General features: G+C 58.6%; 22 protein-coding genes and 1 pseudogene. 10 read left to right on the top strand and 13 right to left on the bottom strand.

Features of this window, described 5'->3' with window-relative positions:
* Positions 1-5: 5 nt before the first annotated feature.
* Positions 6-1,226: an organoarsenical effux MFS transporter ArsJ gene (arsJ, locus tag AC3WQN_RS19000; protein ID WP_103400580.1), complete on the top strand. Its 1,221-nt coding sequence runs from the start codon at positions 6-8 to the stop codon at positions 1,224-1,226.
* Between the two features lie 74 nt (positions 1,227-1,300).
* Here arsJ and arsN2 read toward each other — a convergent pair whose 3' ends face one another.
* Together arsN2 and AC3WQN_RS19010 are read right to left on the bottom strand one after the other, a co-directional pair.
* On the bottom strand, positions 1,301-1,750 hold the full coding sequence (gene arsN2, locus AC3WQN_RS19005; RefSeq protein WP_103400581.1) for an arsenic resistance N-acetyltransferase ArsN2: 450 nt from the start codon (positions 1,748-1,750) through the stop codon (positions 1,301-1,303).
* 187 nt (positions 1,751-1,937) lie between these two features.
* Complete coding sequence (locus AC3WQN_RS19010; RefSeq protein ID WP_103400582.1) at positions 1,938-2,792, bottom strand: CAP domain-containing protein; 855 nt, start codon at positions 2,790-2,792, stop codon at positions 1,938-1,940.
* Positions 2,793-2,992: 200 nt separating this feature from the next.
* Here AC3WQN_RS19010 and AC3WQN_RS19015 point away from each other — a divergent pair, with 200 nt between their 5' ends.
* The 4 genes from AC3WQN_RS19015 to AC3WQN_RS19030 all read left to right on the top strand — a co-directional run bounded on the left by AC3WQN_RS19015 (position 2,993) and on the right by AC3WQN_RS19030 (position 6,408).
* Entirely contained in the window at positions 2,993-3,613 is a 621-nt protein-coding gene (locus AC3WQN_RS19015) for a cell wall hydrolase (RefSeq protein ID WP_103400583.1), read from the top strand.
* Positions 3,614-4,071: 458 nt separating this feature from the next.
* A complete protein-coding gene (gene mqo, locus AC3WQN_RS19020; protein ID WP_103400584.1) occupies positions 4,072-5,718 on the top strand; it encodes a malate dehydrogenase (quinone) in 1,647 nt (548 codons plus the stop codon).
* A 132-nt stretch (positions 5,719-5,850) separates the two neighbouring features.
* Complete coding sequence (locus AC3WQN_RS19025; protein WP_103400585.1) at positions 5,851-6,222, top strand: hypothetical protein; 372 nt, start codon at positions 5,851-5,853, stop codon at positions 6,220-6,222.
* A 3-nt stretch (positions 6,223-6,225) separates the two neighbouring features.
* Positions 6,226-6,408: a DUF1289 domain-containing protein gene (locus AC3WQN_RS19030; protein ID WP_095077179.1), complete on the top strand. Its 183-nt coding sequence runs from the start codon at positions 6,226-6,228 to the stop codon at positions 6,406-6,408.
* 179 nt (positions 6,409-6,587) lie between these two features.
* On the opposite strand, the gene yghX is transcribed toward AC3WQN_RS19030, so the two are convergent.
* Together yghX and AC3WQN_RS19040 are read right to left on the bottom strand one after the other, a co-directional pair.
* Entirely contained in the window at positions 6,588-7,475 is an 888-nt protein-coding gene (yghX, locus tag AC3WQN_RS19035; RefSeq protein ID WP_103400586.1) for a YghX family hydrolase, read from the bottom strand.
* A 155-nt stretch (positions 7,476-7,630) separates the two neighbouring features.
* Positions 7,631-8,131: a PaaI family thioesterase gene (locus AC3WQN_RS19040; RefSeq protein ID WP_103400587.1), complete on the bottom strand. Its 501-nt coding sequence runs from the start codon at positions 8,129-8,131 to the stop codon at positions 7,631-7,633.
* Between the two features lie 450 nt (positions 8,132-8,581).
* Between AC3WQN_RS19040 and AC3WQN_RS19045 the strand changes: the two genes are divergently transcribed.
* Positions 8,582-9,208, top strand: a complete 627-nt coding sequence (locus tag AC3WQN_RS19045) for a response regulator transcription factor (RefSeq protein ID WP_146038380.1) — start codon at positions 8,582-8,584, stop codon at positions 9,206-9,208.
* 634 nt (positions 9,209-9,842) lie between these two features.
* The gene (locus AC3WQN_RS19050; protein ID WP_103400589.1) at positions 9,843-13,508 is read left to right on the top strand and encodes a transporter substrate-binding domain-containing protein; all 3,666 of its coding nucleotides are present in this window, start codon (positions 9,843-9,845) and stop codon (positions 13,506-13,508) included.
* A 141-nt stretch (positions 13,509-13,649) separates the two neighbouring features.
* On the opposite strand, the gene AC3WQN_RS19055 is transcribed toward AC3WQN_RS19050, so the two are convergent.
* The 6 genes from AC3WQN_RS19055 to AC3WQN_RS19080 all read right to left on the bottom strand — a co-directional run bounded on the left by AC3WQN_RS19055 (position 13,650) and on the right by AC3WQN_RS19080 (position 20,248).
* A complete protein-coding gene (locus tag AC3WQN_RS19055) occupies positions 13,650-14,198 on the bottom strand; it encodes a fimbrial protein (protein WP_158248604.1) in 549 nt (182 codons plus the stop codon).
* A gap of 599 nt (positions 14,199-14,797) precedes the next feature.
* Positions 14,798-14,998, bottom strand: coding sequence for a FimD/PapC C-terminal domain-containing protein (locus AC3WQN_RS19060; protein ID WP_103400591.1), 201 nt, complete (start codon positions 14,996-14,998; stop codon positions 14,798-14,800).
* A gap of 32 nt (positions 14,999-15,030) precedes the next feature.
* The gene (locus tag AC3WQN_RS19065; RefSeq protein ID WP_158248605.1) at positions 15,031-15,489 is read right to left on the bottom strand and encodes a fimbrial protein; all 459 of its coding nucleotides are present in this window, start codon (positions 15,487-15,489) and stop codon (positions 15,031-15,033) included.
* A 683-nt stretch (positions 15,490-16,172) separates the two neighbouring features.
* Positions 16,173-18,770 (bottom strand): fimbria/pilus outer membrane usher protein, encoded by a 2,598-nt coding sequence (locus tag AC3WQN_RS19070; RefSeq protein ID WP_103400593.1) that lies wholly within the window; start codon positions 18,768-18,770, stop codon positions 16,173-16,175.
* Positions 18,771-18,902: 132 nt separating this feature from the next.
* Entirely contained in the window at positions 18,903-19,652 is a 750-nt protein-coding gene (locus tag AC3WQN_RS19075) for a fimbria/pilus periplasmic chaperone (protein ID WP_103400594.1), read from the bottom strand.
* 92 nt (positions 19,653-19,744) lie between these two features.
* The gene (locus tag AC3WQN_RS19080; protein WP_103400595.1) at positions 19,745-20,248 is read right to left on the bottom strand and encodes a fimbrial protein; all 504 of its coding nucleotides are present in this window, start codon (positions 20,246-20,248) and stop codon (positions 19,745-19,747) included.
* Between the two features lie 158 nt (positions 20,249-20,406).
* Here AC3WQN_RS19080 and AC3WQN_RS19085 point away from each other — a divergent pair, with 158 nt between their 5' ends.
* From AC3WQN_RS19085 to map, 3 genes are all read left to right on the top strand, one after another.
* Positions 20,407-20,565 (top strand): hypothetical protein, encoded by a 159-nt coding sequence (locus AC3WQN_RS19085; RefSeq protein WP_158248606.1) that lies wholly within the window; start codon positions 20,407-20,409, stop codon positions 20,563-20,565.
* 89 nt (positions 20,566-20,654) lie between these two features.
* Positions 20,655-20,888 (top strand): ParD-like family protein, encoded by a 234-nt coding sequence (locus tag AC3WQN_RS19090; RefSeq protein WP_095147876.1) that lies wholly within the window; start codon positions 20,655-20,657, stop codon positions 20,886-20,888.
* Entirely contained in the window at positions 20,885-21,676 is a 792-nt protein-coding gene (map, locus tag AC3WQN_RS19095; protein ID WP_103400596.1) for a type I methionyl aminopeptidase, read from the top strand. Before AC3WQN_RS19090 ends, map begins: the two co-directional genes overlap by 4 nt.
* 65 nt (positions 21,677-21,741) lie before the next feature.
* On the opposite strand, the gene AC3WQN_RS19100 is transcribed toward map, so the two are convergent.
* The 3 genes and pseudogenes from AC3WQN_RS19100 to AC3WQN_RS19110 form a co-directional block, all read right to left on the bottom strand.
* Positions 21,742-22,719: a TerC family protein gene (locus AC3WQN_RS19100; RefSeq protein WP_103400597.1), complete on the bottom strand. Its 978-nt coding sequence runs from the start codon at positions 22,717-22,719 to the stop codon at positions 21,742-21,744.
* Positions 22,720-22,896: 177 nt separating this feature from the next.
* On the bottom strand, positions 22,897-24,555 hold the full coding sequence (locus tag AC3WQN_RS19105) for an arylsulfatase (RefSeq protein WP_103400598.1): 1,659 nt from the start codon (positions 24,553-24,555) through the stop codon (positions 22,897-22,899).
* Between the two features lie 239 nt (positions 24,556-24,794).
* Positions 24,795-25,001: pseudogene (locus tag AC3WQN_RS19110) on the bottom strand (lipoyl synthase); the annotation flags it as partial.

Consider the following 25,001-nt stretch of genomic DNA (forward strand, 5'->3'; position numbering starts at 1 on the left):
CGATCATGACGGCGTTGTCAGCCCTTTCCCCGCCAGTGCGCCAGTACCTGGTGGTAACCGGTAACTACTGGACCTTTACCCTGACCGATGGCGCGCTGCGCATGTTGGTGGTGCTGCATTTCCACACGCTGGGCTACACGCCACTGCAAATCGCAGCACTGTTTCTGTTCTACGAGATCTTCGGTGTCATCACCAATCTGGTGGGCGGCTACCTTGGCGCTCGCCTGGGCCTGAACCGCATCATGAACATTGGCTTGGGCCTTCAGGTGGTCGCCTTGCTGATGCTCACGGTGCCTGCCGCCTGGCTGACCATCCCGTGGGTCATGGGGGCGCAGGCGATGTCGGGTATCGCCAAAGACCTCAATAAGATGAGCGCCAAGAGTTCGATCAAGCTGCTGGTGCCAAATAGTCAGCAAGGCACGTTGTACCAGTGGGTGGCGATCCTCACTGGATCGAAGAACGCCCTGAAAGGGGTTGGCTTCTTCCTCGGTGGTGCGCTGTTGGCCTTGCTGGGATTCACAGGCGCATTGCTGGCAATGGCCGCGGTGCTGGCGCTGATCTGGTTAGCCAGCCTGTTCCTGTTGAAGAAGGATCTGGGCAAAGCCAAGGCTAAACCAAAGTTCCGCGACATCCTCTCCAAGAGCCGGGCGATCAATATCCTCTCGGCGGCGCGGATGTTTCTCTTCGGTGCCCGTGATGTGTGGTTCGTGGTGGCGTTGCCGGTCTACCTGAGCACCGTGTTTGCCTGGAGCTTCTGGCGGGTGGGTGGGTTCATGGCTGCTTGGGTCATCGGCTATGGCATCGTGCAGTCATTGGCCCCGAACATCACCGGGAAAAAGCGCGCTCACGTTCCCGATGGGCGAGCGGCCTCGGTTTGGGCCGCGTTGCTGGCCGGTCTGCCTGCGGCCATTGCGGTGGGTCTCTCAGCGGGCTGGTCGCCGCAGATTGTGCTGTTGGGTGGGCTGATGGTGTTTGGCGCGTTGTTTGCGGTGAACTCATCCCTGCACAGCTATCTGATCGTTTCCTACGCGAAGGAGGATGGGGTGTCGCTGGATGTGGGTTTCTACTACATGTCCAACGCACTGGGCCGGCTGATCGGCACGATCCTTTCAGGCTGGGTTTATCAGTCCCATGGACTGATGGCTTGCCTGTGGATTTCCTCTGGCTTTGTGTTGCTCGCCGCGTTGATATCCATTGCCTTGCCCAGGCACGCCACCCAGGCTTGAACGCCTGGAGGGCTGCGGCGTGGCTCGACCTCGCGCATACCCAGCGCGATGGCGCTTGCCGGCTATACGAGCTTTTATCGGTGGCAATCGCTGGCGCTAAGCGTTTTGCACAGATAGATCGCTGAGGCGCAGCATAGCGTTGAGTATTGAGCCGTTTGGCTGATCGAGTCCGGTGCAGTGCAGCGATCCAGGCGTGAATAGCCATGAGCACTGAAGAAGTCTGCTGCACTATTGGTCAGCAGATGTAGCGTAAGCACGTTATCGCCATAGGCGTAACGCTCCAGAGCAGCAAGCATGCGTGTCCCAATTCCTTGGCCACGCCTGGAGTCAGCAACAACCATTGAGCGCAGCAGCCGATCAGGGCCTTCGCCTTCTAGCCCCCCATACGCAATCCAATCCCCATCCAACTCGAAACGGAAGAATTGCTGGCCCGGTTGCCCGACGTCGTCAAACGGCAACCCTGCACCGCTCAATGCAAGGCGAAGTTTCTCGAGTTCAGCCCCCTCAACGGGTTTCATGAGCATGCTTGTTTCCTCTGGCTGGCGACCAACAATTTATAGACTGCGATCCGCAGCGCCCGGTGAACAGGCGGGCTGCGGTATTCGTTGTTTGGGCCTGGGTCGCTGTTGCCGCTGTCGCCTGGGGTATTTACGTTCACTGAGTCCAAAGCGTTACGTTGCACAGGGTTGTCGCGGTTGAATAATGACGACTTCACTGCGTGCCGAACATCGCTGTCCAGTAGATGCCCGCATCGCTCTTGGGATCAACCGCATAGGCGGCGCCCAGTTCGCGGAACTGCGGGTTCATCAAGTTGGCGCAGTGGCCGGGGCTGGCCAGCCAGCCATCGATCACTTTGCGCGGGGTGTCCTGGCCGGCGGCGATGTTCTCGCCGATCTGCTGGCCACTGTAGCCCGCCAGTTCTGCCCGGTCTCCGGGGGTACGGCCGTCGCGGTCCTTGTGATCCAGGAAGTTGTTGTTGGCCATGGTGCGGGTGTGGGTTTCGGCAGCGGTTGCCAGTGTCGGGTTCCAGGCCAGCGGCGTGGTCGCGACAAAGGCCTGGGCACCGCACTGGCGCGGTTGCTGGCGGGCGCTGTTGATCATCGTAAGCAGCTTCTGTCCTTCGGCCTGCCAGTCTCCAAGGCCTCCGGTCAGCAAGGGGCGGGCCAGCACGATGCGCCACTCCCGTCCGGCCCTGCTGACGCCGATATCGACGAACTGCGGATCCAGTACCACCTGGCAAAAGCTTTCCTGTATCGCTTTCATGGCGGCCTGTGGGTCATTGGGGCCCTTGAGGCTGATCATCTGCACGTTGACCATCGGGTAGGCCGCGCGCGCCATGGCTTGCTGCAGGTCGCCGATGTTGCTCGACGCAGGCAGCACCAGACGTGGTTCCGCCGCCAGCGGCGGCAGTTCCAGGGACGCCTGGCCCGCACAGCGCTGGGCCTGGCTGCGGTAGCTGTTGATCGAATCGATCAGTTGCGTTGCATCGCTGGCCACAGCGGTGGCAGCGCACATCACGCCCAGCGACAGCGCGGCAAGACGGATAACGGATGACAGGACGTGCATGGGGTTCTCCCTTGAACTGACTGGGCACATGATGCGCGATTTTGCCCCCCGTCGCGCAATGGCTTTTCTGCCTGATGGGCAATAGGTTGTCCATTGGCGGACGGGAATGTTTTGCGGGCCACCGTGTCGATTCATTAGAGGGCTGCGACTCCCCCAGGGTGGCCGGCGGCTCATCCCGAGCTCAGGTAGAAGGTCCGAAGATGCGCCTGGTGTGGATAGCCAGTGGTCTTGTTATCGCGTTACTGGGCGGTCAAGTGATCGCCGCTGCCCCCCTGCGAAACCCGGCTGCGGTCGAGGGCAAGGCCCATGTCCTGGAGGAGAAGGCCGCCGACAAGGAGGGTACGGCACCGGTACCCAGGACCGAAGCCATCACGCCCGCGGAAGTGCAGGTGGTCGATCCGGCAGGCCGCGCGCCGCTGGACGATGCCATTACCTGCCTGTCGCGGACCATTTACTGGGAGGCCAGGGGGATTGGCGCGGCCGACATGGAAGGGGTCGCCAACGTAGTGATGAATCGCCTGGGCCATGAGGGCTTCCCCAATACGGTGTGCGCTGTGGTCAAGCAAGGTGTCGAGACCCGGACCTGCCAGTTTTCCTGGTGGTGTGACGGGCGTCCGGATCAGGTAGAGGAGGAGGGGCCTTACGCGACAGCCAAGGAAATCGCCCGCAAGGCCCTCAATCAGCAACTCAGGGACCGTACCCGAGGTGCCCTGTATTTCCATGACAGGACGGTAAAACCCAAGTGGGCCAGGGTGTACGTCAAGACCGCCGAGACCGGCAAATTCCTGTTCTATAAACCCCGCGACGGCACGGCTCGCTAAATCTATGTGTAACAGATTTTTTCTGGTGGCCATCCAGCCAGGAAATGAGAAACAGAAGCGCCTTCGTTGAGCGCGGCACCTGAGGTAGAATGTCGCGGCAAGGAGGCTCGCGGCGTTGGGGATCACAGGTTCGGTGTGTTTTTGCACGCCCCTGTGTGAGCGCCGCGAAGCAGTTGACGGGCGCAGGTGGGTAAGCGGGTCTAAGCTGTTTATTCACTGTGTTCGATGATGTACCCACAAGTATTAGTGTCACCCAAGTAGCTGAAGCCAATGACTAACAAAAAGTCAGCGCAGGAGGGGCCTAAACGTGAGGTCGATCGAGTTTGTCGACCTTATATGTTCACCCAACAGTCTTTCTGAGAGCGGGGTTCGACGGCATGCAGCCTTGCATGCGGTGAGCCAGGGCGCCTCATGGGGACGAACGCGGGTGAATGGCGTTCTATCCTAGGTATTACCGTATGTTGAAGAAAATGAACAAGGGGCTACTCGGCCTGGCCATGTCGATGGCCCTTATGCCTGTGCATGCAGCCGAAACCAAGAAAGTCGATGTCCTGCTGATCGGTGGCGGCATCATGAGTTCGACACTGGGCGTCTGGCTCAATGAGCTCGAGCCGGGCATGTCGATGGAAATGGTCGAGCGTCTCGATGGCGTCGCCCTGGAAAGCTCCAACGGCTGGAACAACGCCGGTACCGGCCACTCCGCCCTGGCCGAACTGAACTACACGCCGCAAGACAAGAACGGCAACGTCGAGATCCCCAAGGCCATTGAAATCAATGAAGCCTTCCAGATCTCCCGTCAGTTCTGGGCCTGGCAGGTCAAGAACGGCGTCCTGAAGAACCCGCATTCGTTCATCAATTCCACACCGCACATGAGCTTCGTGTGGGGCGATGACAACATCAAGTTCCTCAAGAAGCGCTACGAAGCCCTGCAGGCGAGCCCGCTGTTCGCTGGCATGCAGTACTCCGAAGACCCGGCGCAGATCAAGAAGTGGGTTCCATTGATGATGGAAGGCCGTGATCCGAACCAGAAGATCGCCGCCACCTGGTCGCCCCTGGGTACCGACGTGAACTTCGGTGAAATCACCCGTCAGTTCACCAGCTACCTGCAAACCAAGCCGAACTTCTCCCTGAAGCTGTCGAGCGAAGTCGAAGAAATCGTCCGCAACGAAGACGGCGGCTGGCGCGTTACCTACAAGAACCTGAAAGACGGTACCGAGACCCAGACCGACGCCAAGTTCGTGTTCATCGGCGCCGGTGGCGGTGCACTGCACCTGCTGCAGAAGTCGGGTATTCCTGAAGCGCGTGAGTATGCCGGTTTCCCGGTAGGCGGCTCGTTCCTGGTGACCGAGAACCCGACCATCGCCGAGCAGCACCTGGCCAAGGCCTACGGCAAGGCATCGGTTGGCGCGCCGCCGATGTCGGTTCCCCACCTGGACACCCGCGTGCTGGATGGCAAGCGCGTGATCCTGTTTGGCCCATTCGCGACCTTCTCGACCAAGTTCCTGAAAGAAGGCTCGTACCTGGACCTGCTGACCACCACGACCACCCACAACGTCTGGCCGATGACCAAGGTCGGTATCAAGGAATACCCGCTGGTCGAGTACCTTGCTGGCCAACTGATGCTGTCTGACGAAGACCGCCTCAACGCCCTGAAAGAGTACTTCCCGAACGCCAAGGCTGAAGACTGGCGCCTGTGGCAAGCCGGCCAACGCGTGCAGATCATCAAGCGTGATGAAGCCGCTGGTGGCGTGCTGAAGCTGGGCACCGAGATCGTGTCTTCCGAAGACGGCAGCATTGCCGGCTTGCTCGGCGCATCGCCCGGTGCATCCACCGCAGCGCCGATCATGCTGACCGTGCTTGAGAAAGTCTTCAAGGACAAGGTCGCAACCCCGGCCTGGCAGGAAAAGCTGCACCAGATCGTTCCGAGCTATGGCACCAAGCTCAACAATGATCCGGCCCGTGTAGCCCAGGAATGGGCTTACACCAGCAAGGTCCTGGAGCTGGACCCACCACCGGCCATCAACCCGGCACTGGCTCCGACCACGGCACCTGCTGCCCCGGCCAAGCCACAGCCGAGCAACCCGGCTGCTGACATGGCCCTGTAAGTCATTGCCCCGGCCAACGCGGTTGGTTGGGGCGCAGGCTTCAAGCAGATGTGAAAAAGCCCTGGCCAGTGCCGGGGCTTTTTTTCGCCAGTATGATGGGCACTTTAGATCGCCCCCATTCAAGGATCCCCCATGTCGTTGAGCAAACGCGATCAGGCCCGTATCGAACGCTGCCTGATCGTCACCCTGACCGAAGCCTGCGAAACGGCCAAGGCAGAAATTCCGGGGTTCTCCTGGCTCACCCATGATCTGGACTATGAGCAGTTTCCTTCGAGCCTGAGGGTCGTCTGGGTCTTCGATACCCAGGCCCATCAGGACCGGGCACTGGCTGCCGGGCAGGACGCGCGCATGGTCGAGCTGACGGCCATGGCGCTGCGCGAGGCGGATGTGCTCGTCAGCCCGGTAGCGGCCCATGTGCAGTTCGACTGCGAAGAGCAATGCCAGCGCAGCCACGGCGGTAACTGGCAGCAGCGCCTGGCGCGCAAGCGTCCGGCACGGGGTTGAGGCATGGCCAAGGACATTGAAAACCCGTGCATCGCCGTGTGCCAGTTGAGCGGTGAATTGTGTGTGAGTTGCGGGCGCAGCAAGGAAGACATTCGCAAATGGAAGCGCATGAAACGCCCGGAAAAAATGGCCGCCGCACAGCGTGCTACGCAGCGCTTGAAGAGCCTGCAGAAAAAGAATGCCTGAACCTCGTGGCGAGCGAGCTTGCTCGCGCTGGGGTGCGAAGCGCCCCTGATCAGGTGATTGCGGTCTTTCAGAAAAAAACCGACGTCCTTTTTTGGGGCCGCTGTGCAGCCCAGCGCGAGCAAGCTCGCTCGCCACGGGGCAGCGGTAACGCTTGACTGACCGGCACTGTGCTTGAAACCTTAACTCAGGTAACGCTTGAACCAGTCCAGTGTCCTGCTCCATGCCAGCTTGGCGGCCGCCTCGTCGTAGCGCGGTGTGGAGTCGTTGTGGAAACCGTGGTTGGCGCCGGGGTAGATGTAGGCCTCATAGGTCTTGCCCGCCGCTTTCAACGCCTGTTCATAGGCGGGCCAGCCTTCGTTGATGGCCTTGTCCAACTCGCCATAGTGGAGCAGCAGCGGTGCCTTGATTTTCGGCACATCCGCGACGGCCGGTTGCCGGCCATAGAAGGGCACGGCGGCCCCGAGTTCCGGATAGGCCACGGCTGCCGCATTGGCGACGCCACCGCCATAGCAGAATCCGGTAATACCCACTTTTCCCGTGCTCGCCGGGTGTTTCATCATCCACTCGATGGCGGCAAAGAAGTCGTTCATCAGTTTGGCGGGATCGACGGTCTGCTGCAGTGCCCGGCCTTTGTCATCGTTGCCGGGGTAGCCGCCCACCGAGGTCAGGCCATCCGGCGCGAGGGCGACGAAGCCGGCCTTGGCCAAGCGCCTGGCGACGTCTTCGATGTAGGGATTGAGCCCTCGGTTTTCATGCACGACCACCACCGCCGGCACCTTGCCGGTGGCCTTCGCCGGGCGCACCAGATAACCCCGCACCTGTCCGTGCCCCTTGGGCGAGGGGTAAGTGACGTACTCGGCGAGGATGTCCGGATCGGTAAATTCCACTTGCTCGGCGAGGGCGTAGTTCGGGCTCAAGGCGGCGAGGAGGGCGGAGGCGGTCAGTCCGCCCAGCGCGAACAATGCCGCGCGGTCGAGAAACTCACGGCGGTTGATCTTGCCGTGGGCGTAGTAATCGTAGAGTTCCAGCAGTTCAGGGGCAAAGTCTTTGGCAGTGAGACGGTTCATCGGTGCGCTCCCATTCAGGCTTCGGATTGCCCCGCTGGCGGGGCTGACGGGCACGGCTGGCGTTGAATCATTAAAGCAGCTTTCAACGCCGGCCGAAGGCACGCTTCCCAGTGGTAGGGCCGGGCACGCACCGCGTCAACCTGACAGGCTCGGCCTCAGTCTTCACGACCATGGGCGGCGGCGGCCAGTTGCCCGGTATCGACGCGCACAAAAATGGAGTCGCCCACCGCCGTGAGCACATCGCCTGCGTACACCTCGCAGATCACCCGGGTCTTGCGCCCGACCTCACCTTCCACCCTGGCCCGCAAGGTGAGTGGGACGCCCATGGGCGTGGGCTTGATGAACTTGATGCCCAGGTTACCGGTCACGCAGTCGATGCGTGGCAGGCTGCCGGGGCTGCGCTGCTCTGCCCGGTAGTGATAGGCCATCACCGTCCAGTTTGAATGGCAATCGACCAGCATCGCGATCAGCCCGCCGTACACCAGGTCGGGCCAGCCGCAGTACTTGGCCTCTGGCAGATGCTCGGCCACGACGTGCACACCGTCTTCATGCCAGGTGCTCTTGATGTGCAGCCCGTGCGGGTTGCGGCTGCCGCAGCCAAAACAAACGCCTTGCGGTGCAGCGGTGTCTTGCAGGGAGGTGTGGAGCGTGGGCATGCCGTGGGTCCGTCCTGGGAAATGGAAAAACCTAGCCTAGCGGATTTTGCGCCGGACCAGAACCGTCGAGCGTCGTATGTCCCAAGGGAAAACGGCCATTCCCCAGCGATTTGTTCCAATAGAAACGAAAGTGAAAAAACGAGATAGAGACGTTGTGTAGTGCTTAATCAATCCCGGACACGACGTTAAGTCTTTTCTCGTCCACTGCTAGCGCAGGGTAGGCACATGGGGTGTTACCAGTGGTATGGCTCGGCCGCGTCTAGCGAGGGATTCGAGTTTATAAGTGTGGTGGCTGGAGTTGTTTGCAAGGTAATCCTCGCCTGTAAATAAGGATTTGCTTACATGCTTTTGCCGGTCTAACTGCTAGCCTTTGGAGGCTGTGCTTCAGTCAGTCGGGCTGTATCGTGATTGGGTTGGGGTACGCTCTACATTGGCGGATGGGGTGATGAGTTGTCTAAAATATTAATTGCAGACGACCATTCGGTGGTCCGGATGGCGGTATCAATTTTACTGAAAAAAGCCGGGCACCAAATAGTGGGTGAGGCTGGTAGTGGGTTAGATGTCGTTGCTTTGGTTCGCCGTCTTGAACCGGACTTGTTGATTCTTGATATCGATATGCCGAAACTGGATGGTTTTTCGGTGCTGCAGCGATTGTCTGCGGGGGGAGGGGGTGTCAAGACCGTGGTTTTTTCTGGTCTTGATACCGAGCGTTATGCAATTCGATGCTCCCGAGCCGGTGCGCATGCCTTTGTGAGCAAGAACTCTAATCTGGATGAGCTGTTGAGTGCAGTGAAGATTGTGTTGACAGGATATGTATTGTTCCCCTCAACGGAGTTTTCCTCGGTGGGTGGCTCTAGTGGAATGGCCTCCGAGGAACAGTTGCTCAAAATGCTTTCGGATCGGGAAATTGCTGTGCTTAGGCATCTTGGTCGAGGGTATCGAATAAAGGACATTGCCCAGTTGATGATGATTAGCGAGAAAACGATCAGCACTTACAAGGCCAGGCTGATTGGAAAGCTTAAGGTCAAGAACTTTCTCGAGTTGGTAGATCTGGTAAAGCGTAATCATTTACTTTAGTGGATGCGCTTCTGTCTTGTTTAGCACAGCTAAAGGGCAAGCTCCTGACGCTATTCCGTGTCCGAATTGACATCCTGCCTGGCCAGATGTAGGGCTTGGTGCAATACGATTGCTTTTTCGTAATGAGATCAAAGTCTATTGCATAACTTTTCCCACGGCCTCGACTGGACAGTCATATAAAATCGAAGTGCGCTCACGTTCAGTTGCGGTGTGACTATAAAGTCAGTCCCTGGGGGGAGTGCTGAGTATTTCTGGGGCTGGTTACGTTGATCGGCGCCACTAGAGCGAGCACCAAAGTCTGGAGGATGACTTCAGGTGAGGTCGACTTGTTTTTTTTGGGGGGGCTGCAGCAGTATTGTTGATGTTCTTGGCATGATTGTCCTTCATTAAAAACAATGCAGGCACAGCGCGCTTTTCAAACGATTAGCAAAATCGAGAGTTCAAACACAGTGTAGTGCGCGCAAGCTCAATACCTGTTAGAGAAAACTACGGATGACAGGGCGAGTAGTACTTACTGTCGCAGAGTTACTGTGGAGAGGTCATTAGTTGGCGAGCTGAGTATTTATGACGAACTAGTGTCGTTCGTGTTTGCATGCGTGTGAATTAATCAAGGCAAATCGGCGGGGGCATCACGATGCGGCATTTAGAAAGATTTTCGTCGTTCTCGGGGGAGGTGGGGGCATTCTTATCGTATCTGCTGTGTGCCAGCATGTTCTTCAGTTTTCCCGCTTGTGCGCTGGAGCAGATGCATCTGGAGGGTCAAGTTGGCCTGCCTCGGGTCGCTATTTCACTTGGGCCTGAAGAACGACGCCTGTTGCAAAAGCATCAGATACTCCGTCTGGGGGTAGCCGCGGCCAGTCATGAACCGTTGGAGCTGGTACGTGGCCAATCGGTTAGAGGGATTACGGCGGACTTTTTGAAAATTATAAGCTCGAGTCTGGGGCTTAAAACAGAGGTTCGAGTCTACCCCGACTGGACAGCCGCACTGGCTGCGTTAAGTGCACGAGAGATCGATGTCTTGGGGCGTGGCTCTTCATATGAACAGCAACTCCCTGGCATGCTGTTGTCCCATCCTTATGCAGACAACCAGCCAGTCCTGGTTGGGCGCATTGGTGATCTGGAAGATGAAAAATTACTCGTCGGCGACCGGCGGATGGCAGTGGTGGATGGCTATGCGCCGTTGACTGAACTGGCTGATCACTTTCCGCAGGCGAAGCTGGACGTGTACGACACGGTTCGTGAAGCCTTGTACGCGGTAGAGGATAAAAATGCAGGATGGGTAGTCTGTGATGCGGCCAGTGCGGCCTACCAACTGGCGCTAGGCGAGTTCCCCAGTTTGCGAATGCGACCGCTGACCAAGTGGAGGCCTGCAGGTTATTCGTTTGTCTTTCGTGCGGAGGATGTGGCGCTTAGCGAGTTGTTCAATCGGGTATTGGACACCATCCCGCAATTGGCGGTGGCCGAGATACTTGGGCATTGGGTAGTGAGTGCGCGTTTCGATTCTGAACGGCCTTCCGTCTTTACCCAAGAACAACTTGACTGGCTGGCGACCAGGCCGAAAGTCAAGGTTGTAGTCGATGGAGGTACGCCCCCCTACAGTTTTTTTGATGACGATGGTCGTTTTAGTGGGCTGCAAGCCGATTTGCTAGCGGAGATAGCTCTGCGTACGGGTATACATTTTCAGTTTGTGCAGAGTAATACCTTGGGGGAGGTGTTGAGTATCATGCGTGCTGGTGACGCGGATATCGCCAGCATGTTATTAGCGACTCCTGAGCGCAAGGCCTTCCTGAATTTCACTGAGCCTTATCTGCAAAGCAGTTTTGCGCTGGTTGCTCCACGTAACAGTAGCGTGAAAAAACTGGTCGATCTGGAAGGACAGCGCGTAGCGACAACAAAGAACGATGCAGTTGTTCAATACATGCAAGAGTTCTATCCACGAACTGAATTGGTGCTGACGGACAGTTACCTGGAAACCTTGATGAAAGTGGCCGACGGCAGTGCCGAAGGGGCTGTCCTTTTTCTACCGGTCGCGCGTTACTTAATCAATCAATACTTTACCGAAGACTTGCGGGTGGTCATGCCCCTGCCGCAGTTTCAGGCAGCCCTGCCGTTTGCCGTGGCCAAGGATAATCCTATGCTGTATGGCGTGATGCAAGCGTCTGTCGCCCAGCTTGAGCCGCGTCTTATCGGCAAACTCCTGGGGCGCTGGCACACCAGTCTTCCCGCCAAGAGCAGCGTGTGGGCAGGTTATGAGCGAAAGTTACGCTGGGTATTTCTGCTGAATGGCGCCGTGCTGCTGTTGTTGCTGATTTGGCTGGGGTACTGGTTTATCAATCGTTCTCGCAAGCGAGCTGAAAAGGCCCGCCAACTCTTTCGAAGTACGCTGCTTGATGGCATCCCTCAGTCTGTCGCTGTCCTCGACCTACACGGGCGCTTTGTCTTGTGTAATCAGACATTCTTCACTGTATTCAGGGTTGATCCAGACAGTGTAATTGGAAGAGCCTGGGGTGAGGTTAACGGCTTGGACCCGGCCCAGGAAGGTGCCCAGCAGCGAGCTTTGGCAGTCTTGCTGGCTGGCCAGGAAACGATTGATGTACAGCAGATAGAGGTGAGCGTTCAAGGCGACATCTACACGTTTCGTCAATGGACGGTGCTCCATTATGGTGTCAATGGGCAGGTTGTGGGGGGGCTGACAGGGTGGGTCGATATCACGGATGTGCAGTTCCTGTTGCAGAAGTTGCAAGAGGCACGAGATCGAGCCGTAGAGGCTAGCGAAGCAAAAAGTCGTTTTCTGGCGGTCATGAGTCATGAAATCCGTACACCCTTGAATGCAATTGTCGGGCTGCTTGAGTTGACCATGGAGCGTGTCGATCGGGGGGAGGCCTGGGACCGTGAATCCATCGAAATCGCCTATTCGTCTTCCGGTGCGTTGATGTTGTTGATTGGCGATATTCTGGATTTGGCAAAAATCGAGTCAGGCAGATTGACCCTCGACCCGGAGCGCAACAGCCCGCGCAAGATTATGGAATCGGTCTATCGGGTATTTCATGGGGTGGCGACGCAAAAAGGCCTGCATCTGGAGCTGGACATGCAGTTGGACTCGACACGGGATGTGCTCGTCGATGGCGGCAGGTTGAAGCAGGTACTTTCCAATTTACTGAGCAATGCAATCAAGTTTACCGACCACGGCGGTATCAAGCTTTCCATACGCACTCATGAGGTCGGTAATGACCTGAGCATGGAGTTTGTCGTGCAAGACAGCGGGATTGGCATCTGCGCTGAAGATCAAGCGATTTTGTTCCAGCCATTCAGTCAGGTTCGCGGGCCATCGGGCCAGCGCGGTGGCAGCGGGTTGGGCTTGGTCATCTGTTACCAATTGCTCGAAATGATGGGCGGGAGGGTGAATCTATACAGTGAGCAAACCGTAGGGACACGGGTTACTGTCGAGCTGCTGGCGCCGATCCTGGAGGATGTGGTTTCAGAGAAAGTCGTATCCCTGTCCGATCCTATCGAGGGAGCATCATTGAATGTGTTGGTGGTTGACGATCATCTACCCAATCGTCTGCTCCTGCGCCAGCAGTTGTTGTTTCTTGGGCATCACGTGCGCGAAGCCGCCAATGGGCAGCAGGCCATTGAAGTCCTGCGCGAGCAGGCGTTCGATGTGGTATTCACTGACTGCAATATGCCGATCATGGATGGCTACGAATTAGCCAGGCGTGTTCGAGCCGCTGAACGTGAAGGCTTGCTTGCTCCGTGCCTGATTATCGGATTCACCGCAAACGCTCAAGTCGAGGCCCGTCTACGCTGTCTTGAGGTGGATATGGATGACTGTCTGTTCAAGCCAGTGGGATTGAGCATGCTTCGAAGCTGCCTGGGTAAGGTAGTCCAGCATGTTGAGCTGAACAAAGTACAAGGTCGGATCACGCAAACCGCTGCCCCTGGAAAGCCGGGAACGGCTTCATTCGATCTGGCATTGCTGCAGTCCCTGACGGCGGGTGATCAGCAGGTAATGCACCTGTTGTTAAGTGAGGTGTACTCAACCAATGAAGTGGATGTGCGGCGCCTCAATGAGTTGCTGAGTGCCCGGCGGTGGCGAGACCTGGGACAGGTCGTGCACCGGCTTAAAGGGGCTGCCCAAATGGTCGGGGCGCAGCAGCTCATCAATGCATCCAGGGCCTATGAAGAGGGGTTGGCTCAGGCCTTGGAAGATGACGATGCTCATTGGCGTGCCATGGCGGTGCTTGATGCTGTTGCGCAGTTGCAGTCGTCTGTGAAGCGCTGGATGGCGGCGTCAGGCTGAGGCAATGGAGGAGAATGGCGGGAGTGCGCGGTGGAAGATGCAGGCCGACGCGCGGCTGAGTTTGTTCTTCAGGCTGCAATCGATGGGTGGCGGTTATCAGCAAGGGCATCCGTAGATGCCCTTGACCCAATTGCCCTGCGGTCAGTTGTAAAACACGGTCAGTTGCAGTGCGCCTTGCACCCGCCCTGGGGTGACAGCGTCAGCCGTGTCGGTACGGAAGTAGGACACGTTCATTGGAATGGGCAGGGCAGAGTTGCCCGACGTCGGGCTGTAATCGGCCACGGGGTAAGTCGTGGCAAAGTCGACCGCCGCCGTGTTGGCGCTGTCGGTGATACGCAGGCCCACACCGAGCGCCATCCCTGTGCCGGTGTTGTTGGCAAACGTGCCATCGGCACTGGTAATGATGGGGCTCATGGGGGTGACCTGATAGGTCACACTGTCCATGCCTGCCGGGCAATTGCGCAGGGTGAACTGGAACGGGGTTACCCTGGGCGTGATACTTGAGTTGAATTCGCTCTTCTGCACCGAGGGTAGCGTCACATTCATGCCTTCGGCTAAGCAGGACAACGTGTTGAAGGTTACCGGGTTGACCGTGAAATACTTGGTAGAGGCGATGCCGCCCACATCATAGTTGGGGTCGGCTTGTACGGGAGTAAAGGCAGAAGTAGAACCGGCACTAATCTTCCCCATCTGTATCAGCCGCATTTTAATCTGGCCACCTATTGGCCAATCTTCACTATTGCCTGAGGCGACACCATAACCCTCTTCGTTCCTGGAACTATTCCAAGGCTTATAATTGGTCCAGCCTAATACTCCGGTGTATACCCTGAAGGAAAAAACCAATCCTACGCCAGGCAGACCTGAGTTGAATACGTTGTAAGTTCCGCCTGACTCGGTATATTGCAAACCACTAGGCGTCACTGACTTGTACACTACGCCCAGGTTCCGCCCTGAACACATCCACCAGTTAGTGCCTGCGGGGGCCTCGACCCAGCCGGTCAACGGTATGCCGAAGGTGTTTCGGTCTCGCGGGATGTTAATCGGTGACGGGAAACTATAGATATCCGCAGCCGGATTACCCGTACAGTGGGTTTCGCCGAAGGCCATGGCCTGATGGCTACCGCACAGGGACAGTAGCAAAAGCAGGCCGCTCACGAGCCAGTTGCGTTGGCGGCCGTCCGCCCCCTTGGCACATGGCGTTCCCAGGCCTCGCAGAGGCTTATCAAGCCCGTGCTCTGCCCGGACGGACGAAGCGTAACGATCAGTGCACCCTTGCATCAAATAACACCTCAATTCTGCGCAATCTGGGGTTTGTCCAGCACGGCACGGCAAGTGGCAGATGCCCTCATGAACGGTGCATCCTTCTCTGCCTGCTCTGGCAATTGGTAATTGATCCGGCAGCGCTGGCCGGAACCATCGCCCCACTTGGCAATCAGTTCGCCCTTGGGCTGCAGGCCACAATCGATGGGGGCGTTGATCAGGAAGGGCATCCATCGATGCCCTTGACCCGATTGCCCAACCGTCAGTTGTAAAACACGGTCATTTGCAGGGCGCCTTGCACCCGCCCTGGGGTGACAGCGTCAGCCGTGTCGGTACGGAAGTAGGACACGTTCATTGGAATGGGCAGGGCAGAGTTGCCCGACGTCGGGCTGTAATCGGCCACGGGGTAAGTCGTGGCAAAGTCGACCGCCGCCGTGTTGGCGCTGTCGGTGATACGCAGGCCCACACCGAGCGCCATCCCTGTGCCGGTGTTGTTGGCAAACGTGCCATCGGCACTGGTAATGATGGGGCTCATGGGGGTGACCTGATAGGAAACACTGTCCATGCCTGCCGGGCAGTTGCGCAGGGTGAACTGGAACGGGGTTACCTTGGGCGTGATACTTGAATTGAATTCGCTCTTCTGCACCGACGGCAGGGTCACATTCATGCCTTCGGCTAAGCAGGACAACGTGTTGAAGGTTACCGGGTTGACAGTGAACAACTTGTTAGTTCCGCTGTTCCAACTAGGGTAGCCATAGGCTTGTACCGGAGTAAAGGCAGAAGTAGTGCCAGCACTAATCGGCCCGGTCTGTATCAGGCGCATTTTGACCTGGCCACCAACTGACCAATTACCGTCGGGATTGCCGTTGCAAGTTCTATGCGCTTTGTTACTGTCATAATTCCAGGGCCGATATTCGAACCAGGCGCAAGTTATGTATTCTATGTGTTCCCTGAAGGCAAAAATCAGCCCGACACCAGGTAGGCCAGTGTCGAAGACGTTATAGGTTCCACCTGCCTCGGTGTATTTCATACCATTAGACGTCACAGACATGAACTCAATGCCCGGGTCCTGGCCTATACACTCCCACCAGTTGGAGTTGGCGGGGCCCTCGACCCAGGTGGTCAACGGTATACCGTAGGTGTTCCGGTCTCGCGGGACACTAATCGGTGATGGGAAAGTGTAGATGTCCGCAGGCGGATTACCCTGACATTCGGCGGCCATGGCCTGGTGGCTGCCGCACAGGGACAGCAGCGAAAGCAGGCCGCTCACAAGCCAGTTGCGTTGACGGCTGCCCGCACCCTTGGCACATGGTGCTCCCTGTCCCAGCAGATGCTTTTCACATCCCGTCCCTGCCGATACGGACGCAGCGTAACGATCAGTGCAAATACGCATAAAACAACACCTCAATTCTGAGCAACCTGGGGTTTTTCCAGCACGGCACGGCAAGTGGCGGACGCCTTCATGAACGGCGCATCCTTCTCTGCCTGCTCGGGCAATTGGTATTCGATCCGGCAGCGCTGACCGGAGCCGTCGCCCCACTTGGCTATCAGTACCCCCTTGGGTTCCAGGCCACGCAGGAAGATCTTGCCGCCCTGACCAACCATCGTCAGGTTGTTGCCCTTGCTATCGAGCACTTCCGCCCCTAGAGGCACGAGCTCACCATCGTCACGCATGACCTGCATCAGCACTGGCGCCCCCGTCGTGGTCGGGTACTTGAGCATCACCACCGCGCCAGCCCGTGGCGCCACGGATTGCGAGGTCACTTGCAGTTCGACATCCTTGGACGTGCCCTTGGGATCGAGCTCGATTTCGTTCTGGCGGTACGGGGTCAGGCCGCCGACCACGGCGTAACCATTGTCGGCCACCGCGGCGCCGACGCTGGAGGCGATCGCGGCCCCTTGTGCGCCCTTGGCCTCGACAATGGCCATGGTCTCGCTCTGGTTCTGGCTGAAATTGATGCCACCGGGGTGCGCGACCAGGCTGCCGCGTGCACCGACACTCCCTTGCTTGTAGCCGTCGCCACGGCTGCCGCTGGCGGTATAGACCGCGTGTGGCGAGTTGTAGGTGACACTGCCACCGGTGTTGCTGGAGCGATCGCCGTCGGATTGAGAGCCCGAGCCATATACGCTGTAGGACACCTCTCGCTGCTCGCCAGCGCTGCCACTGAGGCTGGTCTGCAGGTTGTTGTTCTGGCTGTCGGAGTAGTTGATGTTGGTGCTCAGAGACATCGAACGTCCGCTTCCCTGGCCGATGGGGACGCTGGCGCTGAGCAGGTAAGTGCTGTCGTAATCACCGTCCTCATCCTGGGTACGGGACGCCGAGATCCCCAGGGTGCCCCAGCTCAAGCCGGTGTTGTAGCCCGCCTGATAGCTGGTGTCGCTGGCACTGCGGTTCCAGTAGTTCTGCTTGGAGCCAGAGAAGAACAGCGAGCCACGTTCACCCAGCGGCTGATTGACGCTGAGCTGATAGCGGTTGCGCTGTTGGGAGTCGTCGAGGTAACGATCACTGCCGCCCCAGATCTGGGCGAAGTCCTGCAGGCTCAAGTAGTCCTCGCTGTTGAAGCGATAGGCGGCCAGGGTCATGTTGGTGGCGGTGGCCTCCAACAGCTTGCTGTAGGTCAACCGATAACTCTGGCCGCTCATGCTGCTCTGAACGCCGTACAGGTCTTCGGGCAGATCGCTGGCGTGGGACAGGGTGACATCCAGGGCCAGTGCACCCACCGGGGTGCTGAAGGCCATGCCACCCAGGCCGGACAGGTAATTGTCGGCGATAATGCTGCCGGTGTAGGCGGTGACGACATTGTTGATACCGTACTGGTAAGTGCCCTGAACGAAGCTGGGTTCCTTTTCCAGGTCCTCGTCACGGTACTGGCCAGCGGTGACGCTGTAGCGCGCAACTCCTGGGCGCACCAACTGGCTGACCGAGGCATAGGGCACGAGGAAAGATTTGACCCGGCCATCCGCCTCGGTGATTTCCACATTCAGGTCACCGGCATAACCGGTGTTGTAGAGGTCGTTGATCTCGAAGGGGCCGGGCGCCACGCTGGTCTCATAGATCACATTGTTGTTCTGCTTGACCCGCACCCTGGCGTTGGTCTCGGCCACACCACGGATATCCGGGGCGAAACCACGCTGGGAGTCGGGCAGCATGCGATCGTCGCTGGCCAGTTGGGCGCCGGTGAACGGCACACTGTCGAACACTTCACTGGGGGTGAAGTACTCGCCCATGGTGAGCTGGGATTTGAGTGGGGTGATGTCGCGTTGTGCGTAGGTACTGATCGACTGGTACTCGCTCGTCGATTCGCTGTCGTCGCTTTCGCCGTGGTTGTACGAAGCGTTGTAGCGCAGGCGCCAGTCAGCCACGTTCAAGCCACTGTTGAGGCTGCCATAGAACTGAGTGGAACTGGTGCCATTGGCATCGCTCTTGTACAGGTTGGTGTCGTACATGGCGAAGCCGGCATTGACGCCACGGTCCCACTCGGACGGGTCCACATAGCCGGCAACCTTGCGCCCCATGTACAACTGCGGAATGGAGATCGAGGCGGTCAACGAGGACAGGTCCACGTCGATCTTGCCATCCGGCACAGCGGCGGCGAAATCCACGCAATCACCCACGATCTTCAGCTGATTTTCCGCCGGCAGTTTGCTTTTATCGACACCCAGTTCGGCAAACTGCGAGCTCTTGATGCAGTAGCGCGAAACAGCCTCCTTGCCACTGCCGGTGGAGACGGCCGTAATGGGCTGGCGGCCGATCCAGGTCTCATTGACGTACACATCCAGGCGATACACACCCGGCTCGACGGGGGTACCCTTCTCGAAGCGGCTCACATCGACGCTGGGTTCGGTGCCACCATGATTGAAGAATGAGGGGTTGAAGGCGGCGTACTCCGGGGTATTGGAAGTACGATGGTTGTCTGCTGATGCGTTGGCTACCGCCATTGCGCTACCCGACATGAGCATGGCGCCGTATATCAGGCAGCACGGCAGTCGTATTGAATTCATCACAGCTACTCGCAAATTTTATTCAAGACAAATAGATGCGCACCGAGCGAATCGCCCCGTGGCCTGAAAAGACGGTTATTGCGTGGTGAAGCCAGCCGCAGCGGATGCGCGACTGGTAACAGACAGATAGCGCTAGAGCTTGGCGTCCTGCTTGATCACCGCACCGTAGTCACTCACCCATTCATAGTTGACCTTCACACCGGCACCTGGCATTGCGCTCAAGCCCGGCAGGGCGAAGTCCTGGGTCGCACCCGGGGCAACCATCTTGACGTCTTCGGTTTTGACCTTGTATGACTTGCCGCCGACGTCGAGGCTGACGTTGGCCAGCGATACGTGAAACGCCGAATCGTTCCGGGTCCGTATGGCAAAGCCTTGGCCAGACTGGACGACGGACCAACTCAAGTCCTCGGCGGACTTGGTCGGATTGCCCGGCAGCCCCTCGGGGCGGTAGAAGATTTTCAAGCGTGAACGAACGGCCACCTGAAGGAAGTTGGTGCCCTCGGTCTTCGGCATGGGTGGAACGTCGAGGACGTTCAACCAGAATACGGTTTCCTGTTTCTTGGCAGCGGCTTCGTCGCCGGTGTAGACCAGGCGCAGGGTTTGGCCCTTGTTGGCCTCGACCCGAGTAATGGGCGGGGTGATGAGGAACGGACCGTCGGCCTTGTCAGGGGACTGCTTGTCATTGCCCTTGTCGACCCAGGCCTGCACCAGCGAAGGCTCTTTCGCGACGTTGGTCATCTTGACTGAAACTTCTCTGTCTTTGGCCGGATAAACCACGCGAGAGCCCTGGATGACGATGCCGGCTTGAGCCTGGGCGGACCAGAGAACGGCGGCACTGAGGCAGCCAGCGAGCCAGAGAGATTTGGAAAAAAGATTTGCCATCACACACCCAACCTTTGAACAGGTTCGGAGGGGCGTAGGTGCACCTCCGAGTATTGCGTACCCCAAGGCGGCCCGATGGCCGCGCGCTTACATCAGTAGCTCAGGGTGACGTAGCCAAAGGTGCTGACCAGGCCTGCAGTGACCGGAATAGCATTGGCATAGTACTGGGCGTAGTAGTCCAGATCGGCGGCAACGCCAGTGACGGTGCGACCGGTGTCGGCGGCCATGTCAACGGGGGTTTGGTCGTCGTTGAGGACGCGGATCAAAGCGTTGCTACCACCGACAGCGGTGTTTTTCAGGGCGCCAGTGGAGGCGTCTACGTTGACCATTTGCTCCCACTTGACGGTGGTGGTAGCAGCGGTGCAGTTGGTCAGCTGAATGGTGAATTTCTTGTTACCAGCCCAGCTGCCAACGGTGGTCAGCGCGCTGACGCCAATGCTGTCCAGGGCGACATTGATGCTGCCCCCCAACCCCCCCGGACCGCTGATTTGGCAGGTTTGATCAGTGACTTCGCCGTCGAAATTCACTTGGGTATCATAGGCGAAAGCGCCGGCAGAGGCGGTGGACAGCAGCATGGCTACGAAAAGCTTTTTCATTTGGAACACTCTGTGATTGGAAGTTGCGGGGGAAGTCGCCAAACCGTTTGCGCGACATCCTGGCTATCGTAGTTGCCCGCACAGCCCATGCATGTAAGGGAATCCTTCTGTCCCCTTCAGGAAAACCGGAATCTCTTCACGTCAGCCGAAGTCGGTTCATGGCAGGAGACGAAAGGGTGATCAAGGCACTATTGGCGTTACTGCTATTGAGTGCTTTGACGGCTAGGGACGACGAGCCTGATGAGGCCCTGTTCAAGCAGTGGGCGGGCGGTGACTGCATCGCCGTGACCTGCGAGGCTGAGCTATTTGGTTTTTAATGACACATCTCGCCCGGTCCCAGGAATTGCTACCTCGGCTCAGGATCGGCTAATATACGATTCATATGCATTTCATATAGGTCGGCCCCGTGGGAATCGTAAAAATTTCAGAAGGCATGCACGAGCATCTGCGCATTGCCAGCGCGGCGCTGAGTCGCTCGATCAATGCCCAGGCCGAGCACTGGATGCGCATCGGGATGCTGGCGGAACTGCATCCCAACCTGGACCACAGCGAAATCAGCCGTTTGCTGATTCGCGCCGAACAGGCCGGAGGCCTTGATTTGAAACAGCTATGCGAACCTGCATCGGGAGCCAGGCCATGAAGGCGAATGTCGTGATCCATAACCCGGCACAAATCGCCCAGTCCGCCACGGCGGGCAAGCTGGCCGCCGAGGTGCTGGCGATGATTACCCCCCACGTCAAGGCCGGGGTTACCACCGATGAACTCGACCGCTTGTGTCACGACTACATCGTCAACGTGCAGAAAGCCATACCCGGCAACGTGGGGTATCACGGCTTCCCGAAAACCGTGTGCGCGTCGGTCAATGACGTGGTCTGCCACGGCATTCCGTCGGCCAGGGCACTGCGCGATGGCGACATCGTCAACATCGACATCGCTGTGATCAAGGACGGCTGGTACGGCGACACCAGTCGCATGTACTTCGTGGGCGAGCCCACCTCGCAGGCTCGACACCTGGTCACGACCACCTATGAGGCCATGTGCGCCGGCATCCGCCAGGTTCGTCCCGGCGCAACGCTGGGCGACGTTGGGCATGCCATCCAGGCGGTGGCCGAGAAAGCGGGGTTCAGTGTGGTGCGTGAATACTGCGGCCACGGGATCGGCAAGGTTTACCACGACGAACCGCAGGTCTTGCATTACGGTTTTCCAGGCCAGGGCCTGAAGCTCAAGGCCGGCATGATCTTCACCATCGAGCCCATGCTCAACGCCGGCAAGCGCCATGTGAAAACCCTCGCCGATCGCTGGACGGTGGTCACCAAGGATCAGTCACTGTCGGCCCAGTGGGAGCACATGGTCGCCGTGACGGACGACGGTTACCAGGTGCTGACCCCTTGGCCGGACACTGTCGACGACTATCACGCCATTGTCTGAATGGCTCAAGGTCATTGCGGTTCACTGGCAAGGGAGGGGGGCGATGAGGGCGCGGTGTGCTGCGCTCATCGATCCTCTTCCCTCGCTGGCGTTTTGTCCTGGGTCAGGAACAGGCTCAGCAGCACCGAGCCCAGGATGATGCTGGCGACCAGCGCCAGTGACCATTGGATCGGTACGTGGAACCACGGCATCAGCGACATCTTGGTGCCAATGAACACCAGCACGATGGCCAGGCCATATTTGAGCAGGTGGAAGCGCTCGGCCATGTCGGCGAGCAGGAAATACAGGGCGCGCAGGCCCATGATCGCGAAGATGTTGGAAGTGAAGACAATGAAGGGGTCGGTGGTGACGGCGAAGATCGCCGGGATGCTGTCGATCGCGAACACCAGGTCGCTGGCTTCGATCAGCACCATCACCAGGAACATCGGCGTTGCCCAGCGCACGCCGTTGCGCCGCACGAAAAACCGCTGGCCGTGAAACCTGTCGGTGATCCGCAGGTGGCGCCGCAGCCAGCGCAGCAGGGGGTTCTTGGCGAGGTCGGGCTTGTGCTCGGCGAAGACCAGCATCTTGATCCCGGTGAGGATGAGAAAGGCGCCGAAGACGTAGAGCACCCAGGCAAACTGCGACACCAGCCAGACGCCGGCAAAAATCATGCAGGCGCGCATCACGATCGCACCGAGCACGCCATACAGCAGGACGCGGCGCTGCAAGGACGGTGGTACGGCGAAGTAGCCGAAGATCATCACGAAGACGAACATGTTGTCGATCGACAGTGACTGCTCGATCAGGTAGCCCGTGAGGAATTCAAGGGTGATGCGTTGGGCATCTTGCGCGCCGAACTGCCCGTGCAGGTACCACCACAGCAGCGCGGCGAAGGTCAGGGCCAGGCCGCTCCAGGCAATGACCCAGGACAGCGCCTCGCGGGTGGACACCCGATGGGCCTTGCGCCCGCCCAGGACAAACAGGTCGAGCGCCAGCATGGCAATGATGAAGGCGATGAAGGCCGCCCACATCCAGGGTTCGCCGACATTGAGGGGGGACATGCCATTCTCCCGGTCAGGCAGGTGCAGTGTTCACCAGGGACTCCGTCATCCTATCGGGCCTGCCGGTTCAGGAAAAATCGTTTATTTTTTGCGAATGCTTCGGGTTTTACGAGGTGTTGGCGAGTTGCCCGGCCGCGAGGGCAAGTGGCAGCCTCACGGGAGGCCGCCACCGCAGGGCTAGTTACCGGTAGGCAATTGCAGGTTGATGCCTTCTTTTTGCAGGTCCTCGCGTATCGACTGGAATTTCTGGTACTTGGACAACTCGATCGGCCCGTCATAGCCCATGCTTTGCAGTTTGCGCGGCGGGTATTTGACATAGGTCTTCATGAGCGCGTTGATCGCCAGGCTGATCGGCACCATGGTCCAGGTGCGCTCGGTGACGTTACTCATGAAGATGTCGTAGCGCTCCTGTGGATCTTGCAGCAAGTCAAAGACTTGCGGTACGACCGCCACGTACTTCGACTCCCCTTTCCAGCCCAGGTTGGTGTCCACGGCCAGGCCGCCGGTCGGCACACCGTTGTCGCCACGCAGGTTGAACACGGCCTTGTAGTTGCCTACGCGGGCCGCCCCCGGTGACAACTCGTTTTCGGTGAAGTAGAACCACTCTTTACGTGGGTCGGTGCCGGTGCCGGTTATCACCGGGGTCATGTCGTAACTGTCGAAATAGATCGGCTGACCTTCGCGATCCTTCTCCGGCAACTTGATGCCGGCCACCGAGGCGAATGTAGCCATCAGATCGAGGCCGCCAAGGATGTCGTGGTTTTTCGCGTTCTCCTTGATTTTACCTGGCCAGGCCATGATCGCGGGAACCCGGTTACCCCCTTCGCGCACGGTGCCTTTGGTTCCCCGGAACGGCGTGTAGCCGGCATCCGGGTAGACGTCCTGCCAGGCACCGTTGTCGGTGGTGTAGACCACCAGGGTATTTTTATCCATCCCCAGCGCCTTGAGCTTGGCCATGATGCGGCCAATACGGGTGTCGAGCTCCACCACGGAGTCGGCGTATTTGGACTTGGAAATCGATTTGTGGACGAACTCGGGGGCCGGCAGGTTCGGCTGGTGCACTTTCATGAAGTTGACGTTGATGAAAAACGGCTTGTCCGACTTGGCGGCCGTGTCGAGGAACTCCAGCGCGGCTTTCTCGACATAACCGTCGAAGAAGGGAATCCCGACCACCCCTGGCTTGCCATCAATCACCGGCGTGTCCACGTACTGGCCATTGATCTTGAACTCTTCGACGGCCTTTTCCCCGGCCTTGCCCGAGAGCGCACCCTTGGTCACTTTGGCGAACATCGCCCGAGTGTCCGGGTCCATGTCGGGGAACCATTGCGGGTCGGCATAGGTGTAGGCATTGAGGTGATAGAGGCCGACGTATTTCATCACGTCATAACCCTGGGCATTGGGCAACGCATAGTCGGCCTCGCCCAGGTGCCATTTGCCGGTGAAGTAGGTGTCGTAGCCACCGGTCTTGAGCACCGAGGCCAGCGTCCACTCAGCTGCGGGCAAACCGCCGCCCTGGCCCTGGAAGGCCACGGTGGTCATGCCGCTGCGGTTCGGAATGCGCCCAGTCTGCATCGCCGCCCGCCCGGGGGTGCAGCTGGGTTGGGCGTAGAACGAGTAAAAGGTGGTGCCTTCTGCGGCCAGTTGATCGATGCTGGGGGTCGGCATACCTCGGCCGACACCCCCGCCATAGGGGCCCAGGTCACCGTAGCCGGTGTCGTCGGAGACGATAAACAGGATGTTGGGTTTTTCGGTTTGCGCGGCTTGGGCAAGACTGTTCAGCGCAATCAACAATGAACAGGCTGCGTAGTACCTGAAGCGATGCGGGCGTCTCTGCATGGTGACTTTCCTTTAACGAGTGTCGATCCGGGTGGCTGGCGACGCAAACTTCATCGGCACAACGACCGGAATCCTGGTGAGTGACCCCTGATCATGAGCCTGGACAGTGCGAGGAGACCAACCACTTGATAGAGCTCCCGTTCACTACTCAAGGCACCCGCGAAAGCCTAGTACGGTTTTTTCATTGCGTGTGATGCCGGCAGCGGATTTCAACGTCGCTCGTCGAACAGGGCGAGCCGTTACGCGGGTGTCAGGGCTCCCCGGACCTGTTGGTCGGCATGGTAGGAGGAGCGCACCAGTGGGCCGGACGCGACGTTCTTGAAGCCCATCTTGTAACCTTCCTCGGCGAACCAGGCGAAAGTGTCAGGGTGCACAAAACGCTGCACGGGCAAGTGGCTACGGGACGGTTGCAGGTACTGGCCCAGGGTCAGCATATCGATGTCGTG

Source organism: Pseudomonas sp. FW300-N1A1 (genome assembly GCF_058789115.1).